General features: G+C 63.7%; 13 protein-coding genes and 1 pseudogene. 11 read left to right on the forward strand and 3 right to left on the reverse strand.

Translation table 11 applies throughout. The features are described 5' to 3' along the window. Position 1 precedes the first annotated feature (1 nt). From fzlA to DC363_RS03650, 4 genes are all read left to right on the forward strand, one after another. Positions 2–667: an FtsZ-binding protein FzlA gene (gene fzlA, locus DC363_RS03635; RefSeq protein ID WP_108639772.1), complete on the forward strand. Its 666-nt coding sequence runs from the start codon at positions 2–4 to the stop codon at positions 665–667. A gap of 58 nt (positions 668–725) precedes the next feature. After that, complete coding sequence (gene queG / locus DC363_RS03640) at positions 726–1,760, forward strand: tRNA epoxyqueuosine(34) reductase QueG (protein ID WP_108639773.1); 1,035 nt, start codon at positions 726–728, stop codon at positions 1,758–1,760. A gap of 62 nt (positions 1,761–1,822) precedes the next feature. Further along, entirely contained in the window at positions 1,823–2,998 is a 1,176-nt protein-coding gene (locus tag DC363_RS03645) for a PQQ-dependent sugar dehydrogenase (RefSeq protein WP_108639774.1), read from the forward strand. A 51-nt stretch (positions 2,999–3,049) separates the two neighbouring features. Beyond that, positions 3,050–3,979, forward strand: a complete 930-nt coding sequence (locus tag DC363_RS03650; RefSeq protein ID WP_108639775.1) for a DMT family transporter — start codon at positions 3,050–3,052, stop codon at positions 3,977–3,979. 244 nt (positions 3,980–4,223) lie between these two features. On the opposite strand, the gene DC363_RS03655 is transcribed toward DC363_RS03650, so the two are convergent. Next, positions 4,224–5,093, reverse strand: coding sequence for a branched-chain amino acid aminotransferase (locus DC363_RS03655; RefSeq protein WP_108639776.1), 870 nt, complete (start codon positions 5,091–5,093; stop codon positions 4,224–4,226). 148 nt (positions 5,094–5,241) lie between these two features. On the opposite strand from DC363_RS03655, the gene DC363_RS03660 reads away from it, so the two are divergent. The 6 genes from DC363_RS03660 to dxs all read left to right on the forward strand — a co-directional run bounded on the left by DC363_RS03660 (position 5,242) and on the right by dxs (position 10,497). Beyond that, entirely contained in the window at positions 5,242–5,745 is a 504-nt protein-coding gene (locus tag DC363_RS03660) for a MarR family winged helix-turn-helix transcriptional regulator (RefSeq protein ID WP_108639777.1), read from the forward strand. Positions 5,746–5,748: 3 nt separating this feature from the next. Further along, positions 5,749–6,450, forward strand: a complete 702-nt coding sequence (locus tag DC363_RS03665) for a response regulator (RefSeq protein WP_108639778.1) — start codon at positions 5,749–5,751, stop codon at positions 6,448–6,450. Positions 6,451–6,557: 107 nt separating this feature from the next. After that, positions 6,558–7,481, forward strand: a complete 924-nt coding sequence (locus tag DC363_RS03670; RefSeq protein WP_108639779.1) for a histone deacetylase family protein — start codon at positions 6,558–6,560, stop codon at positions 7,479–7,481. Then, positions 7,478–7,714: an exodeoxyribonuclease VII small subunit gene (locus DC363_RS03675; protein WP_108639780.1), complete on the forward strand. Its 237-nt coding sequence runs from the start codon at positions 7,478–7,480 to the stop codon at positions 7,712–7,714. The genes DC363_RS03670 and DC363_RS03675 overlap by 4 nt, the downstream gene beginning before the upstream one ends. Continuing rightward, positions 7,707–8,576: a polyprenyl synthetase family protein gene (locus tag DC363_RS03680; RefSeq protein WP_108639781.1), complete on the forward strand. Its 870-nt coding sequence runs from the start codon at positions 7,707–7,709 to the stop codon at positions 8,574–8,576. Before DC363_RS03675 ends, DC363_RS03680 begins: the two co-directional genes overlap by 8 nt. A gap of 13 nt (positions 8,577–8,589) precedes the next feature. Next, complete coding sequence (dxs, locus tag DC363_RS03685; RefSeq protein WP_108639782.1) at positions 8,590–10,497, forward strand: 1-deoxy-D-xylulose-5-phosphate synthase; 1,908 nt, start codon at positions 8,590–8,592, stop codon at positions 10,495–10,497. Here dxs and DC363_RS03690 read toward each other — a convergent pair. Beyond that, positions 10,494–11,285, reverse strand: a complete 792-nt coding sequence (locus DC363_RS03690) for an ion transporter (protein ID WP_108639783.1) — start codon at positions 11,283–11,285, stop codon at positions 10,494–10,496. The genes dxs and DC363_RS03690 overlap by 4 nt on opposite strands. A 186-nt stretch (positions 11,286–11,471) precedes the next feature. Here DC363_RS03690 and DC363_RS03695 point away from each other — a divergent pair, with 186 nt between their 5' ends. After that, a complete protein-coding gene (locus DC363_RS03695; RefSeq protein ID WP_108639784.1) occupies positions 11,472–12,821 on the forward strand; it encodes a DUF2793 domain-containing protein in 1,350 nt (449 codons plus the stop codon). A 9-nt stretch (positions 12,822–12,830) separates the two neighbouring features. On the opposite strand, the pseudogene DC363_RS03700 reads toward DC363_RS03695, so the two are convergent. After that, positions 12,831–13,343 (reverse strand): annotated as a pseudogene (locus tag DC363_RS03700) (sugar nucleotidyltransferase); the annotation flags it as partial. Positions 13,344–13,414: the final 71 nt, after the last annotated feature.

Below are 13,414 nucleotides of genomic sequence, written 5' to 3' on the forward strand. Positions count from 1 at the left end.
CATGAATCGTCTGTACCACTATCCGCTGTCGCCATTTTCCCGCAAAGTGCGCCTGTCATTGGCCGAAAAGCGCATCGAGGTTGAGCTGGTTGAGGAGCGGTATTGGGAGCAGGACGCGGACTTTCTGCGTCGCAATCCCGCTGGCAAGGTGCCCGTGCTGCGGATGGGCGGGCGCACGATGGCCGACAGCACGGCGATCTGCGAATATCTGGAAGAGACGCAGCCAAGCCCCGCTTTGCTGCCCCGCGATGCCGATGCCCGCTATGAGGTGCGGCGGCTGGTGGCCTGGTTCGACGACAAGTTCTACGCCGAGGTGACCCAGAAGCTTATGGGGGAACGGGTGTTCCGCAAGGTGATGGGGACGGGCTATCCCGACAGCGCCAACGTGAAGGCCGGGGCGAAGGCGATCAAATACCACCTTGATTACATGCATTGGCTGCTGGATCAGCGGCGCTGGCTGGCGGGGGACGAGATGAGCCTTGCGGATTTCGCGGCTGCCGCGCATCTGTCCTGCCTTGATTACGTGTCGGATGTGGATTGGAACCGGTCCGAGATCGTCAAGGACTGGTATGCGAAGATCAAATCGCGGCCGGCGTTCCGGTCGATTCTGGCAGACCAGATCCCGGGCTTTCCGCAGCCCGCGCACTACAGCGATCTGGATTTCTAGGACCGGGGCGCTGCCCCGGACCCCGGGATATTTTTGAAGCAAAGAGGAGGGGGGCGGCGTGACCGATCTGAAAGCGCAACTGAAAGCGAAGGCGCTGGAAGAGGGGTTCGCCGGCTTCGGGGTCTGCAGGCCCGACGCGGTGCCGGCCCTGCCGCCGCGTCTGCAACACTACGTGGACGAAGGGCGGCACGGGCAGATGGCCTGGATGGCCGAGCGGATGACCTGGCGCAGCAATCCGGCGGCGCTCTGGCCCGAGGCGCGCTCGGTCGTGATGCTGGCCGAGCCCTATACCCCGGAGCATGATCCCCTTGAGGTGCTGCACCAGCGCGACCGTGCGGCGATCAGCGTCTATGCGCAGAACCGCGATTACCATGATATCGTGAAGAAGCGGCTGAAGCGGGTCGGGCGCTGGCTGGTGGACACCGCAGGGTGCGAGATCAAGGTCTTCGTCGATACCGCACCGGTGATGGAGAAACCGCTCGCCGCCGCCGCGGGTCTGGGCTGGCAGGGCAAGCACACAAATCTGCTGAGCCGCGATCTGGGGAACTGGTTCTTTCTGGGCGCTATTTTCACCACCGCCGCGCTGGAGCCCGATCCGCCCGAGGCCGAGAAATGCGGAAGCTGCACGGCCTGTCTGGATATCTGCCCCACGGATGCCTTCCCGGCGCCGTTCCAGCTGGATGCGCGGCGGTGCATTTCCTATCTGACGATCGAACACAAAGGCCCGGTGCCCGAAGAGTTGCGCGCCCGCATGGGCAACCGGATCTACGGCTGCGACGATTGTCTTGCGGTCTGCCCCTGGAACAAGTTCGCCGTTGCAGCGCGCGAGATGCGCTATGCCGCGCGGCCGGAGCTCGTAGCACCCGAGCTGGCGGAGCTGGGGCGGCTGGATGACCCTGCGTTCCGTGCGCTGTTCAGCGGCAGCCCGATCAAGCGGATCGGGCGGGACCGCTTCGTGCGCAACGTGCTTTATGCGATTGGCAATTCGGGCGACGTCGCCTTGGCCGATGCAGCGCGGGCGTTGTGTGACGATCCGGCCGAGGAGGTCGCCGATGCCGCACGCTGGGCGGTCGAGCGGCTGACAGGAACGTGACGGAGCCTTTGGCCGCGCCCGCGCGTTGAGGTCCTGAGTCATTTGATTTCAGGAGATATGTGATGCGCTTTTTGATGACCTCTACTTTTGCCCTGTTGGGGCTGCCCTTGGCGGGTTTGGCACAAGTCGAGCAGGGCCCGGCGAATGCGGATTTCCAACCGGCGTTCGAGACCCAGACGCGCGCGCCTGCCCTTGAGGCGACCGAGGTGCAATCGGACCGCTTTATCTGGGGCCTCAACCGTCCCTGGGGAATCGCGGTGCTTCCGGACGGCGATTTTCTGGTCACGGAGCGGCCCGGCACCTTGCGTGTGGTGACACCTGACGCCCTGGGTGAGCCAATCGGCGGCCTGCCCGAGGTCGACCCGCGTGAGCAGGGTGGCATGCTGGACGTTGCGGTGCGCGAGGACTTCGCAGAGACGCGACGGGTCTGGTGGACCTATGCAAAGCCCGTTGACGGCGGCGTGGCCACCGCAGCCGCAACCGGCGTGCTGAGCGCGGACGGCACGCAGATGAGCGAGGTTCAGGACATCTTCGTGCAAAGCCCCCCGTCGCAGAACCCCATGCACTACGGCAGCCGGATCGTCTTTGGCGACGACGGCATGGCCTATATCACCACCGGTGAGCATTTCTCATTCGCGGACCGCGAATTGGCACAGGATCTGGACACGACCTACGGCAAGGTGGTGCGGGTGTCGCCCATGGGTAAGGTGCCGCAGGACAATCCCTTCGTCGGTCAGGATGGTATGGATGAAATATGGTCCTACGGGCACCGCAACGTGCAAGGCGCTGCTGTGGCCGAGGACGGCACGCTTTGGACCATCGAACACGGACCGAAAGGCGGGGACGAGTTGAACCGGCCTGTGCCGGGCGCGAACTTCGGCTGGCCGGTGATCTCTTACGGGGTGACCTATCAGGATCAGCCCATCGGCTCGGGCGATGCAGTTCGGGACGGGATGGAGCAGCCGGTGTATTACTGGGATCCGGTGATTGCGCCTGCGGGCATGGCGTTTCACAATGGCGCGGGGGGCTTTGACTGGGCAGGGGATCTGTTGATCGGGTCACTCTATCCCGGCGGTCTGGTGCGGCTGACCCTTGAGGGCGGTGTCGTCACTGGTGAAGAACGTCTGCTGCCTGATGCCGGTCGGGTCCGCGATGTAGAGGTTCTGGAGGACGGATCAGTCCTGTTGCTGATCGACGACCCGGAGGGCGGCATCCTGCGGGTCACGGCGCCCGATTGAGCGCAGTGCAAGCCGCTGGCCTTGTGCCATGCTTGCGGATAGGCAGGGGGCATGACTGCTCTGCCCCGCACCGATGTGTCCCGCGGTATCGCCTTGATGCTTGCTTCGATCACCGTCTTCACGGTGATGTCGGCCTTCATCAAAGCGGCGGACCGCGTACCTGCGGGCGAGGCGATGTTTTTCCGCTCGGTCATGGCGATGCCGATCATTCTGGTCTGGCTTATGTCCCACGGCGGCATCGCGCGGGGGATCGCAACCACCTCGATCCGCAATCACGCGGTGCGGGGGATCGTCGGGTCCTGCGCGATGGGTCTGGGGTTCGCCGGGTTGAAATACCTGCCCCTGCCCGAAGTCACCGCCATCCGCTTCGTGACACCCATCGTCATGGTGGTTCTGGCGGCCCTGATTCTGGGCGAGAGTTTCCGCTTCATCCGCATCGCGGCCGTGGCGTTGGGATTTGTCGGCGTGGTGATCATCATCGCCCCAAGGCTCAGTGTCGGGCTCGAGTCGACGCTGGCGCTGGGGGTGGGGTTGACGCTGGGCTCGGCCTGTCTGGCCGCGCTTGCGCAAGTGTTTGTGAAGGGCATGGCGAACGTCGAGAGCACGACGGCGATCGTCTTCTGGTTCTCGGCCACCTCGACGGTTTTGTCGCTTGCAACACTGCCGTTCGGCTGGGTCTGGCCGACGAGTTATGAGTTCGCGCTGCTGATCGGTGCGGGGCTGGTTGGCGGGTTGGGGCAAATCCTTCTGACGTCCAGCTACCGCTTTGCCGATGCGGGCGTGCTGGCGCCGTTCACCTATGTCTCGATGCTCTGGTCCGTGGTGATCGGCTACATCTGGTTCGACGAGGTGCCGACCCTTGGCATGTTGGTCGGGGCCTGTTTCGTGATCGCGGCGGGGGTGATCATCGTGCTGCGGGAACGGCAACTGGGACTGGACGCGACGGCAAGGCGCAAGGTCAAGGCCAAGGGGCTGCAATAACACCCGGTGATTTCGACCCCCGATTGTGGTAGGTTCAGGCGTCAAACCTTGGGAGGACTGCCATGACTCGCCATATCATCGACAAACCCCGTCCGGGCAACGGTGCGCTGCGCACCCGCGCCTACTTGCGAATCGCGCGGCAGGGGATGCCGCGGAGTGCCAGCCGCATCTTGCAGGAACGCCCGAACCTTGCAGGGTCCGGGCGCTTGCGCAGATTCTTGCGTATTGATCGCGGGATCCGGGTTTAGGACCGCACGAGCTTTTCGTAATCGGCCGCGATGTCCCGACACAGGGTGCCGACCTCGAAATTGTAGTCGCCGATTTGGCCCACGGGGGTCACTTCGGCGGCGGTGCCGGTGAGCCAGCACTGCTCGAAGCCTTCGAGCTCTTCGGGCAGGATCACACGTTCGTGGACCTGGATCTGCTTGTCTTTCAAGCGCTCGATGACGGTCTGACGGGTGATTCCGTTCAGGAAAACGTCCGCTTTCGGCGTGTGAACCTCGCCATCCTTGACGAAGAAGATATTGGCGCCGGTGCATTCCGCGACATAGCCGCGATAATCCATGAACAGCGCGTCCGAGCATCCCTTGGCTTCCGCCGCGTGTTTGGACGTAGTGCAGATCATGTAGAGACCGGCGGCCTTGGCGTGGACGGGGATCGTCTCGGGGGAGGGGCGCTTCCACTTCGCGATGTCGATTTTCGCGCCCTTCATCTTGGCATCACCGTAGTAGTTGCCCCATTCCCACGCCGCAATGGCAAGGTGCACCGGGTTCCGGGCCGAGGCGACGCCCATATCCTCACCCGCACCACGCCAGGCCACGGCGCGCACGTAGGCGTCGGTCAGACCGTTGGCCTGCAAGACAGCTGTCTTGGCGGCTTCGATCTCGTCCACGGTATAAGGGATCTGGAAGTCGAGCTCGCCCGCCGAAAAGTGCAGCCGTTCGGAATGTTCGCGGGATTTGAAGATTTTGCCGTTGTAGCAACGCTCGCCCTCGAACACCGAAGAGGCATAGTGCATGGCGTGTGACAGGACATGGACATTCGCCGCGCGCCAGTCGACCAACTGCCCATCCATCCAGATTTTTCCGTCGCGATCTGCATATGAACCCGCCATCCGAGCCTCCGATTCTGTGGTATTTGTTTCGCAAAAGGCCCCGGTCCGGACATATAATTGCGTTTGACTGCGGAATCGATAGCGAGACGTGCTTGGAATGTCAATAAAGCTGACGTATTGTGACCGCAACGATCAAAAGGGGGCCTCTATGGAAGGCAGCGGTCACGACGGCGGCAACGCCTTGCTGTTTCTGACAGACGAGCAGCTGCGCAAGGGCATTGAAGCGATGTTCTTTGCCTATCAGGGCTTTACCGCCGATCCCGATCGTATTCTGGCCGATCTCGCCTACGGGCGGGCGCATCACCGGGCGATCCATTTCATCAACCGCAGTCCGGGAACGACCGTGAACAACCTGCTGTCGATCCTAGGCGTCACCAAACAGTCGCTGAACCGTGTGTTGCGTGCCCTTGTCGAGGATGGTTTGGTGCGCAGCGAGGTGGGCACGCGCGACAAACGTGAGCGGCACCTTTATCTGACAGACGCGGGTGCTGCGCTTGAGCGGCAGCTGTCCGATGCCCAGCGCGACCGGATGCGCGCGGCCTATCGTGCAGCGGGGCCCGAAGCGGTGGCCGGTTTCCGCACCGTTCTGGAAGGGATGATGGATGACGACATGCGCAAACGCTATGAGGCGCTGAAAGACCTGAAGGGATAGCCCATGCACAGTGACCAGCCCCATCTTCTGATCGTCGACGACGACGAACGGATCCGCGTGCTGCTGCAGAAATTTCTGGTGCGCAACGGGTTTCTCGTCACGGCCGCGCGGGATGCGGCACATGCACGGCGCATCCTCTCGGGGTTGGATTTCGATATGATCGTGCTTGACGTGATGATGCCGGGCGAGGACGGCGTGTCGCTCTGCGCTGCCCTGCGCAAGGACCGCGATACTCCGATCCTTCTGCTGACGGCCAAGGCCGAGATCGACGATCGCATCACCGGGCTCGAAGCCGGGGCGGATGATTACCTTGCCAAACCCTTCGAGCCGAAAGAACTGCTGTTGCGGATCAATTCGATCCTGCGACGTGTGCCCCCGTCCGAGGCCGAGGCGGCGGTGCCCAAAGTGCTGCACCTCGGGGCGCTGCGCTATGATATGGAGCGTGGCGAGATGTGGCAGGGCGACGATTTGGTGCGGCTGACCGCGACCGAAGCGCAGCTGATGCGGATCTTCTCGGCCTCTCCGGCGGAAGCGATCAGCCGGGCGGACCTTGTGGATCGCCTTGGCCGGTCCGGCGGGCAAGCGCAGGAACGGGCGGTGGATGTGCAGATCACCCGGTTGCGGCGCAAGCTGGAAGAGGACCCCAAACAGCCGCGCTATCTGCAGACCGTGCGCGGCGCGGGATATATGCTGGCACCGGACTAGATCCGGAGAGAGGCCAGAGAACACGAAACCCGCAAGCGGGATCGCGGGGGGGTGGATGTGCGCCTCCGGCGGGGATATTTGCAAAGTAAAGATGGGGAGGGGGCTGCATGGCCACAGCACTGATCACACACCGGGCCTGCTACGACCACGTGACACCGCCGGGGCATCCCGAACAGGTGGCGCGGCTGGATTCGGTTCTGGGTGCTTTGACCGGCATGGACCTTGTGACCATCGATGCCCCCATGGCGGCTGAGGATGACCTGTTGCGGGCGCATCCAAAGGCCCATGTGGACGCCATTCGCGCCGCCGCCCCGGAAGACGGCTGGCGGTCGCTGGATGCGGATACACATATGTCCGTAGGCACGCTCGAGGCGGCCTATCGCGCCGCGGGCGCGGTCGTGAAGGGCGTCGATCTGGTGCTCTCGGGCAAGGTGGACAACGCATTTGCCGCGGTCCGCCCGCCGGGTCACCACGCCGAGCGTGAGACGGCGATGGGCTTTTGTTTCTTCGGATCGGTCGCGGTGGCAGCCTATCACGCGTTGGAGTTCCACGGCCTTGAGCGGGTCGCGATTCTGGACTTCGATGTACATCACGGGAACGGCACGCAGGATCTGGTGGAGGAAGATGCGCGCATTCTGTTTTGCTCATCCCACCAGATGCCGCTCTACCCCGGAACCGGTGCTGCCCACGAGACGGGCGTTGGCAATGTGCTGAATGTGCCCTTGGCCGAGGGCGCAGGGTCCGAGCCGTTTCGTGCGGTCTGGGACATTGACATCCTGCCGCGGGTGCGCCGTTTCGCGCCGGAGTTGATCCTGATTTCCGCGGGCTTCGATGCCCATGCGGATGATCCGCTGGCCGGGTTGGAGCTGAGGGATGAGGATTTTGCCTGGATCACGCAGCGGATCTGCGATTTGGCGGATGAAGTTTGCGCGGGCCGTGTGGTATCTGCGCTTGAGGGCGGATATGATCTTGAGGCTTTGGGCCGGTCGGCGCGGGCGCATGTTGAGGTATTGAAGGAGCGCGGCGAATGAGTGCCGATGTCAATGAGATGAGCTTTGAAGAGGCTCTGCGCGAATTGGAACAGGTGGTCGGCAAGCTGGAGCGCGGCGAGGTCCCGTTGGACGAGTCGATTGCCCTTTATGAGCGCGGTGCGGCGTTGAAAAAACGGTGTGAGGCAAAATTGAAAGACGCCGAGGAAAAGGTCGCCAAGCTGACCTTCGATGGTGAGGGCGCTCCGACTGGAACGGCCCCGTTGGATGGCTGACGCATTCCGGCAGGCATTGTCAGATGCGCAGGGCATGGTGCGCCGGTGGTCCGAAAAGTCGGGGTTGGCGCAGTCGCCTGACGCCTCGACGCTGAGCATGGCCATGGGGTCGGCTTTGGCTGGCGGCAAGGCGTTCCGCGCGTTTCTAGTGCTGGAATCGAGCCGTTTGTATGACGTCGACGAAGAGCCGCGCGAACGTGCGGCTTTCGCCATCGAATGTCTGCATGCCTATTCGTTGGTGCACGACGATTTGCCCTGCATGGACGACGACGACATGCGGCGCGGGCGGCCGACTGTGCATCGCGAATGGGACGAGGCGACAGCGGTGCTCACCGGAGATGCCCTGCAAACGCTGGCGTTTCAGTTGGTATCGAACCCGCGGGTCGGGCCTCATGCAGCCTCGCTGACCGAGAGTCTGGCGCGTGCCTCGATGGCGATGGTGCGCGGCCAGATGGCGGATATCGCAGCGGAACGGGTAGAAACGCCGCTGACGTTGCAGGAGATTACGCAATTGCAGTCGGAAAAGACCGGAGCCCTGATCACCTGGGCCTCGACAGCGGGGCCGCAGCTTGTCGGTGCGCATTCCGAAGGCCTGAGCCGCTATGCCAAAGCCATCGGTCTGGCGTTCCAGATTGCCGACGATGTGCTGGACGAAACCGGCGATGCGGCCGCCGTGGGCAAGGCCGTGGGCAAGGACAGCGCGGCGGGCAAGGCGACCTTTGTGTCCCATCTGGGGCTGGACGGGGCGCGGGCGCGGGCCCGTGAGCTGGTTGAAGAGGCCTGCGATGCGCTAGATACCTATGGTGACGCCGCCGACACGTTGAAACAGGCGGCGCAGTTTGTCGTCGACCGAACGCACTGAAGGACCAGAACCCATGTCTGACAAGCCGCTGACGCCGACTTTGGACCGGATCGACCTGCCGAGCGACCTGAACGGGTTGAGCGATGGACAGCTGCGCGCGCTGGCCGATGAATTGCGGGCCGAGACGATCTCAGCCGTGTCCGAGACCGGCGGGCATCTGGGCGCGGGGCTGGGCGTTGTCGAGTTGACCGTGGCGCTGCATGCGGTGTTCGATGCGCCCAAGGACAAGATCATCTGGGATGTGTCGCACCAATGCTATCCGCACAAGATCCTGACCGGGCGGCGCGACCGGATCCGCACCTTGCGCCAGAAGGACGGGTTGAGCGGGTTCACCAAACGCAGCGAAAGCGCCTATGACCCGTTTGGCGCTGCGCATTCGAGCACGTCGATCTCGGCCGCGCTGGGCTTCGCCGTGGCGCGGGACCTCGGCGGTGAGGGGGGCGACGCGATTGCGGTGATCGGCGATGGGGCGATGTCGGCCGGCATGGCCTATGAAGCGCTGAACAACGCGGGCCACCTGAAGAAACGTCTGATCGTGATCCTCAACGACAACGAGATGTCGATCGCGCCGCCGGTGGGGGCGATGTCGTCCTATCTCAGCCGCCTTTACGCCGGTGCCCCGTTCCAGGAATTGAAAGCCGCGGCCAAAGGTGCGGTGTCCTTCCTGCCCGAACCTTTGCAAGAAGGCGCCAAACGCGCCCGCGATGTGCTTAAGCATATGACCGTGGGCGGGACGCTGTTCGAAGAGCTGGGTTTCTCCTATCTCGGGCCGATTGACGGGCACGATATGGAGCAATTGCTCACCGTGTTGCGGACGGTCAAGACGCGCGCAACGGGGCCGATCCTGATCCATGCGATCACCAAGAAGGGCAAAGGCTACGCCGAGAACCGCCCGGATCGCGGCCATGCCACCGGCAAGTTCAACGTCGTCACCGGAGAGCAGGCGAAAGCGGTCAGCAATGCGCCGTCCTACACCTCGGTTTTTGCCGAAAGCCTGATCAAACACGCAGCACAGGACGACAAGATCGTCGCCGTCACCGCCGCCATGCCCGATGGCACGGGGCTTGACCGGTTCATGCAGCGGTTCGCTTCGCGCTGTTTCGACGTGGGCATTGCCGAGCAACATGCGGTGACTTTCTGCGCCGGCATGGCTGCGGGCGGCCTGAAGCCGTTCTGCGCGCTCTATTCGACATTCCTGCAACGGGGCTACGATCAGGTCGTGCACGATGTGGCGATCCAGCGGTTGCCTGTGCGCTTCGCCATTGACCGCGCCGGATTGGTGGGTGCCGATGGCGCGACCCATGCCGGCGCTTTCGACGTGGCGTTCCTTGCCAATCTGCCGGGGTTCGTTGTCATGGCCGCCGCCGATGAGGCGGAGTTGACGCGCATGGTGGCCACGGCGGTGGCCCATGACGAGGGGCCGATTGCGTTCCGCTTCCCCCGGGGCGAGGGTGTGGGCGTGGAGCGTCCCGAAGCGGCCGAGCCGCTCGAGATCGGCAAGGGCCGGATGATCCGCGACGGGTCCAAAGTCGCGATCCTGTCCTTCGGCACCCGCCTGCAAGAGGTTGAGGCCGCATGTGAGGCTTTGGCCGCCAAGGGCATCACGCCCACGGTCGCCGACGCCCGTTTCGCCAAGCCGCTTGATCGTGAGTTGATTCTGAAGCTTGCACGCGATCATGAAGCCCTGATCACCATTGAGGAGGGGGCCATCGGCGGCTTCGGATCGCACGTGGCGCAGCTTTTGGCCGAAGAAGGCGTTTTCGATCAGGGGCTGAAATACCGCTCGATGGTCCTGCCGGACACCTTTATCGATCAGGCCAGCCCGAAGGACATGTATGCCACAGCCGGTATGAATGCCGAGCAGATCGAGGCGAAGGTGCTGGAGACTTTGGGCGTCGATCTGGTCGGAAAGCGGGCCTAATCCCGCCGGGAAAGCTGTTTTTCGATCGCTTCGAGCCGGACAAGAACCTCATCGCGGTAGACATCCGTCGCTGCGTTCGTCTCCTCATGGTGGGCGTCCTGCATCGAGTTCACGATCAGACCGACCAGCAGGTTGACCACCGCAAAGGTGGTTACAAGGATGAACGGCACGAAAAAGGCCCAGGCGTAGGGATAGACCTCCATCACCGGGCGCACGATCCCCATGGACCAGCTTTCCAGCGTCATGATCTGGAACAGGCTGTAGGCCGATGCGCCAAGGTCGCCGAACCATTGCGGAAAGGCCGCGCCGAACAGTTTCGTGGCCATGACCGAGCCGATGTAGAAGATCAGCGACATCAGCATGAAGACGCTGCCCATGCCCGGAAGCGCGCTCAGAAACCCTTCAACCACGCGGCGCAGGCTAGGCGTGGCCGAGATGACGCGCAGCACCCGCAGGATGCGCAGCGCCCGCAGGACGGACAGGCTCTGCGCCGCCGGAACCAGCGCCACGCCGACGATGATGAAATCGAACAGGTTCCAGCCCGAGCGGAAGAACGAGAGCCGGTAGGCAAAGAGCTTGGCGGCAATCTCGACGATGAAGATCGCCAGACAGATGGTATCAAGCGCGTAGATCACCGGCCCGGCAACCGCCATGACGGCATCCGAGGTTTCTAGCCCGAGGATGATCGCGTTGAACAGGATCACGCCGATGATCCCGTAACGGATCAGCGGTGTTTCCAGCAGATGGGCCGTGCGGGCCCGAAGGGACAGGGACGGTTGTTTTTGCATGGGCCGGATATGACGTGGGCCGCGCCCTGGAACAAGAGGTCGCGGCATTTTTCGCGGGGCGACCGGCACTTCGAAGCGTCTGCACCGGACCCCTTAAGAAAGCCTCACCGCGCCGGACCGCAGGCGCGTAAACCCTTAACGCAACGGCCCTAGGGTGCGTGGCAACTCACAAAGGGGCCAGTCCACATGTCGCAAACGTCTTCCCGGTTTCACCTGCCGTACATCCAACCCGCACAGGCGCAAAAGCACGTCACCCATAATGAGGCGCTGCGCGTGCTGGATGCGGTCATGCAATTGGTCGTCGAGACCTTCGACGCGACGACGCCACCCCCCGGTCCCGCGATTGGCGAAAGCTATGGGCTTGGCGCGGGTGCGACGGCGGATTGGGCAGGAAAAGACACTCATATCGCGGTGTGGAACGGCGCAAGCTGGGATTTCGTCGCGCCGCAGGAAGGGTGGGTCGGCTGGAGTAAACAGCAGGCGGGTCAGTGGCGCTATGATGGCACGGCTTGGGTCGAGATGAGCGCGGGGCCGGTGGACCAGTTCGGCATCAACACCAGCGCCGATGCGGTCAACCGCTTGGCGGTGGCGTCGCAGGCCACGCTGTTGACCCACGACGGCGCCGGGCACCAACTCAAAATCAACAAATCCGCTGAAACAGAGACTGTTTCAGTGCTGTTTCAGTCCGACTACACCGGCCACGCGGAGATGGGTCTGACGGGCGTAACGGATTTCGACATCAAGGTCAGCCCGGACGGGGCGGGGTGGAATACGGTTCTGTCGGCTGCCGCAAACGGGTCCGACGTGACGCTGGCCGCGACCCGCATCACGCTCAACGGCACGGCGGAGGGCACCGCGGTTCAGGCGCATTCCGCCGATGGCACGGCCGGACGCATCCTGCTGGGCGGGACCACGGCGCTGGCCGCAGGCCCCGCGACCCTGACCGACATGGCAACGCTCGACGGCACACGGATCGGCGGCTTCAACAACAGCGACAGCGGCCCCCACGATCTGACCGGTCAGGGCGGCGACCGCTACGGCATGATGCTTCAGGTGCAACGTGCGAGCGGGCGGCGGCACCGGGTCTATCAGACCTTGTCGGGGCAGATGTTCCACCAGCATGAGAGCGATCTGGGGATGCAACCCGCACGCCGGGTGTTTGATGACCGGAACCTGCTTGCGGACGTCGGGTTCAACGGCGGCATTCCCACCGGCGGCGTCATCGAGAGCGGCAGCACGGTGGACGGGTCCTACACCCGATTTGCCGATGGCACCCAGATCTGCTGGAGCCTACCGCAGGCCATCGATGCGACAACGGCCTCGGGCGCGCTTTTTGCGGGGCAGGGCGCCGTCGCACCGTTTGCCAAGCCTTTCGTCGCGGCACCGGTGGTCTCGGCCAGCCTCGTCGCGGGGGCCGCCGCCGCATGGGCCTCGGTCCGCGATGTCACGGCGACTGGCTTCACGCCATTGGCCTTGAGCAGCACGTCCACCAGTGGGCTTGAGGTGGTGGCCGTGGCAATCGGGCGGTGGCATTGAGCCGAAGGGTCAGCCGTCCGCCAGCGACAGCAGATAGGCGCCGTAGTCGTTCTTGGTGAAAAGCTTCGCACGGTCGCGCAGCGCGCTTTTGTCGATCCAGCCGTGGCTAAAGGCGATTTCGTCGGGGCTTCCGGTTTGCAGTCCTTGCCGGACCTGCAACGTGCGAACGAAATTGGCCGCGTCCAGCAAGCTGCCGTGGGTGCCGGTGTCCAGCCAGGCATAGCCGCGCCCCATCCGCTTCACGCGTAGCGCGCCGTCCTCAAGATACCCCTCAGGCAAGGTCGTAATCTCAAGCTCGCCCCGGGCCGAGGGCTGGATCCCCCGGGCGCAGCCCGGCGCCTCTCCGTCGATAAAATACAACCCGGTGACCGCATAGTTGGACGGCGGAACCGCGGGTTTCTCGACGATGGCGCGGGCGCGCTCGTTCGCGTCGAAATCGATCACGCCGTAGCGTTCCGGATCGGCCACGTGATAGCCGAAGACCGTGCTGCCCGAAGGCTCCGCCCCGGCTTCGGCCAGAAGATAGGCTTGCGCCAGCCCCGCCACGGCGCGGTGCCACTGCCGTCGAAGACATAGTCGGTCGACAGATGCAC

Source organism: Thalassorhabdomicrobium marinisediminis, assembly GCF_003072065.1.
Taxonomy (GTDB): Bacteria; Pseudomonadota; Alphaproteobacteria; order Rhodobacterales; family Rhodobacteraceae; genus Octadecabacter; species Octadecabacter marinisediminis.

Coding starts and splice junctions, on each gene's coding strand:
- DC363_RS03670 (WP_108639779.1), top strand. CDS start 6,558: ATGGCCACAGCACTGATCACACACCGGGCCTGCTACGACCACGTGACA.
- DC363_RS03690 (WP_108639783.1), bottom strand. CDS start 11,285: ATGCAAAAACAACCGTCCCTGTCCCTTCGGGCCCGCACGGCCCATCTG.
- DC363_RS03645 (WP_108639774.1), top strand. CDS start 1,823: ATGCGCTTTTTGATGACCTCTACTTTTGCCCTGTTGGGGCTGCCCTTG.
- DC363_RS03675 (WP_108639780.1), top strand. CDS start 7,478: ATGAGTGCCGATGTCAATGAGATGAGCTTTGAAGAGGCTCTGCGCGAA.
- DC363_RS03695 (WP_108639784.1), top strand. CDS start 11,472: ATGTCGCAAACGTCTTCCCGGTTTCACCTGCCGTACATCCAACCCGCA.
- DC363_RS03665 (WP_108639778.1), top strand. CDS start 5,749: ATGCACAGTGACCAGCCCCATCTTCTGATCGTCGACGACGACGAACGG.
- DC363_RS03660 (WP_108639777.1), top strand. CDS start 5,242: ATGGAAGGCAGCGGTCACGACGGCGGCAACGCCTTGCTGTTTCTGACA.
- DC363_RS03680 (WP_108639781.1), top strand. CDS start 7,707: ATGGCTGACGCATTCCGGCAGGCATTGTCAGATGCGCAGGGCATGGTG.
- fzlA (WP_108639772.1), top strand. CDS start 2: ATGAATCGTCTGTACCACTATCCGCTGTCGCCATTTTCCCGCAAAGTG.
- DC363_RS03655 (WP_108639776.1), bottom strand. CDS start 5,093: ATGGCGGGTTCATATGCAGATCGCGACGGAAAAATCTGGATGGATGGG.
- dxs (WP_108639782.1), top strand. CDS start 8,590: ATGTCTGACAAGCCGCTGACGCCGACTTTGGACCGGATCGACCTGCCG.
- DC363_RS03650 (WP_108639775.1), top strand. CDS start 3,050: ATGACTGCTCTGCCCCGCACCGATGTGTCCCGCGGTATCGCCTTGATG.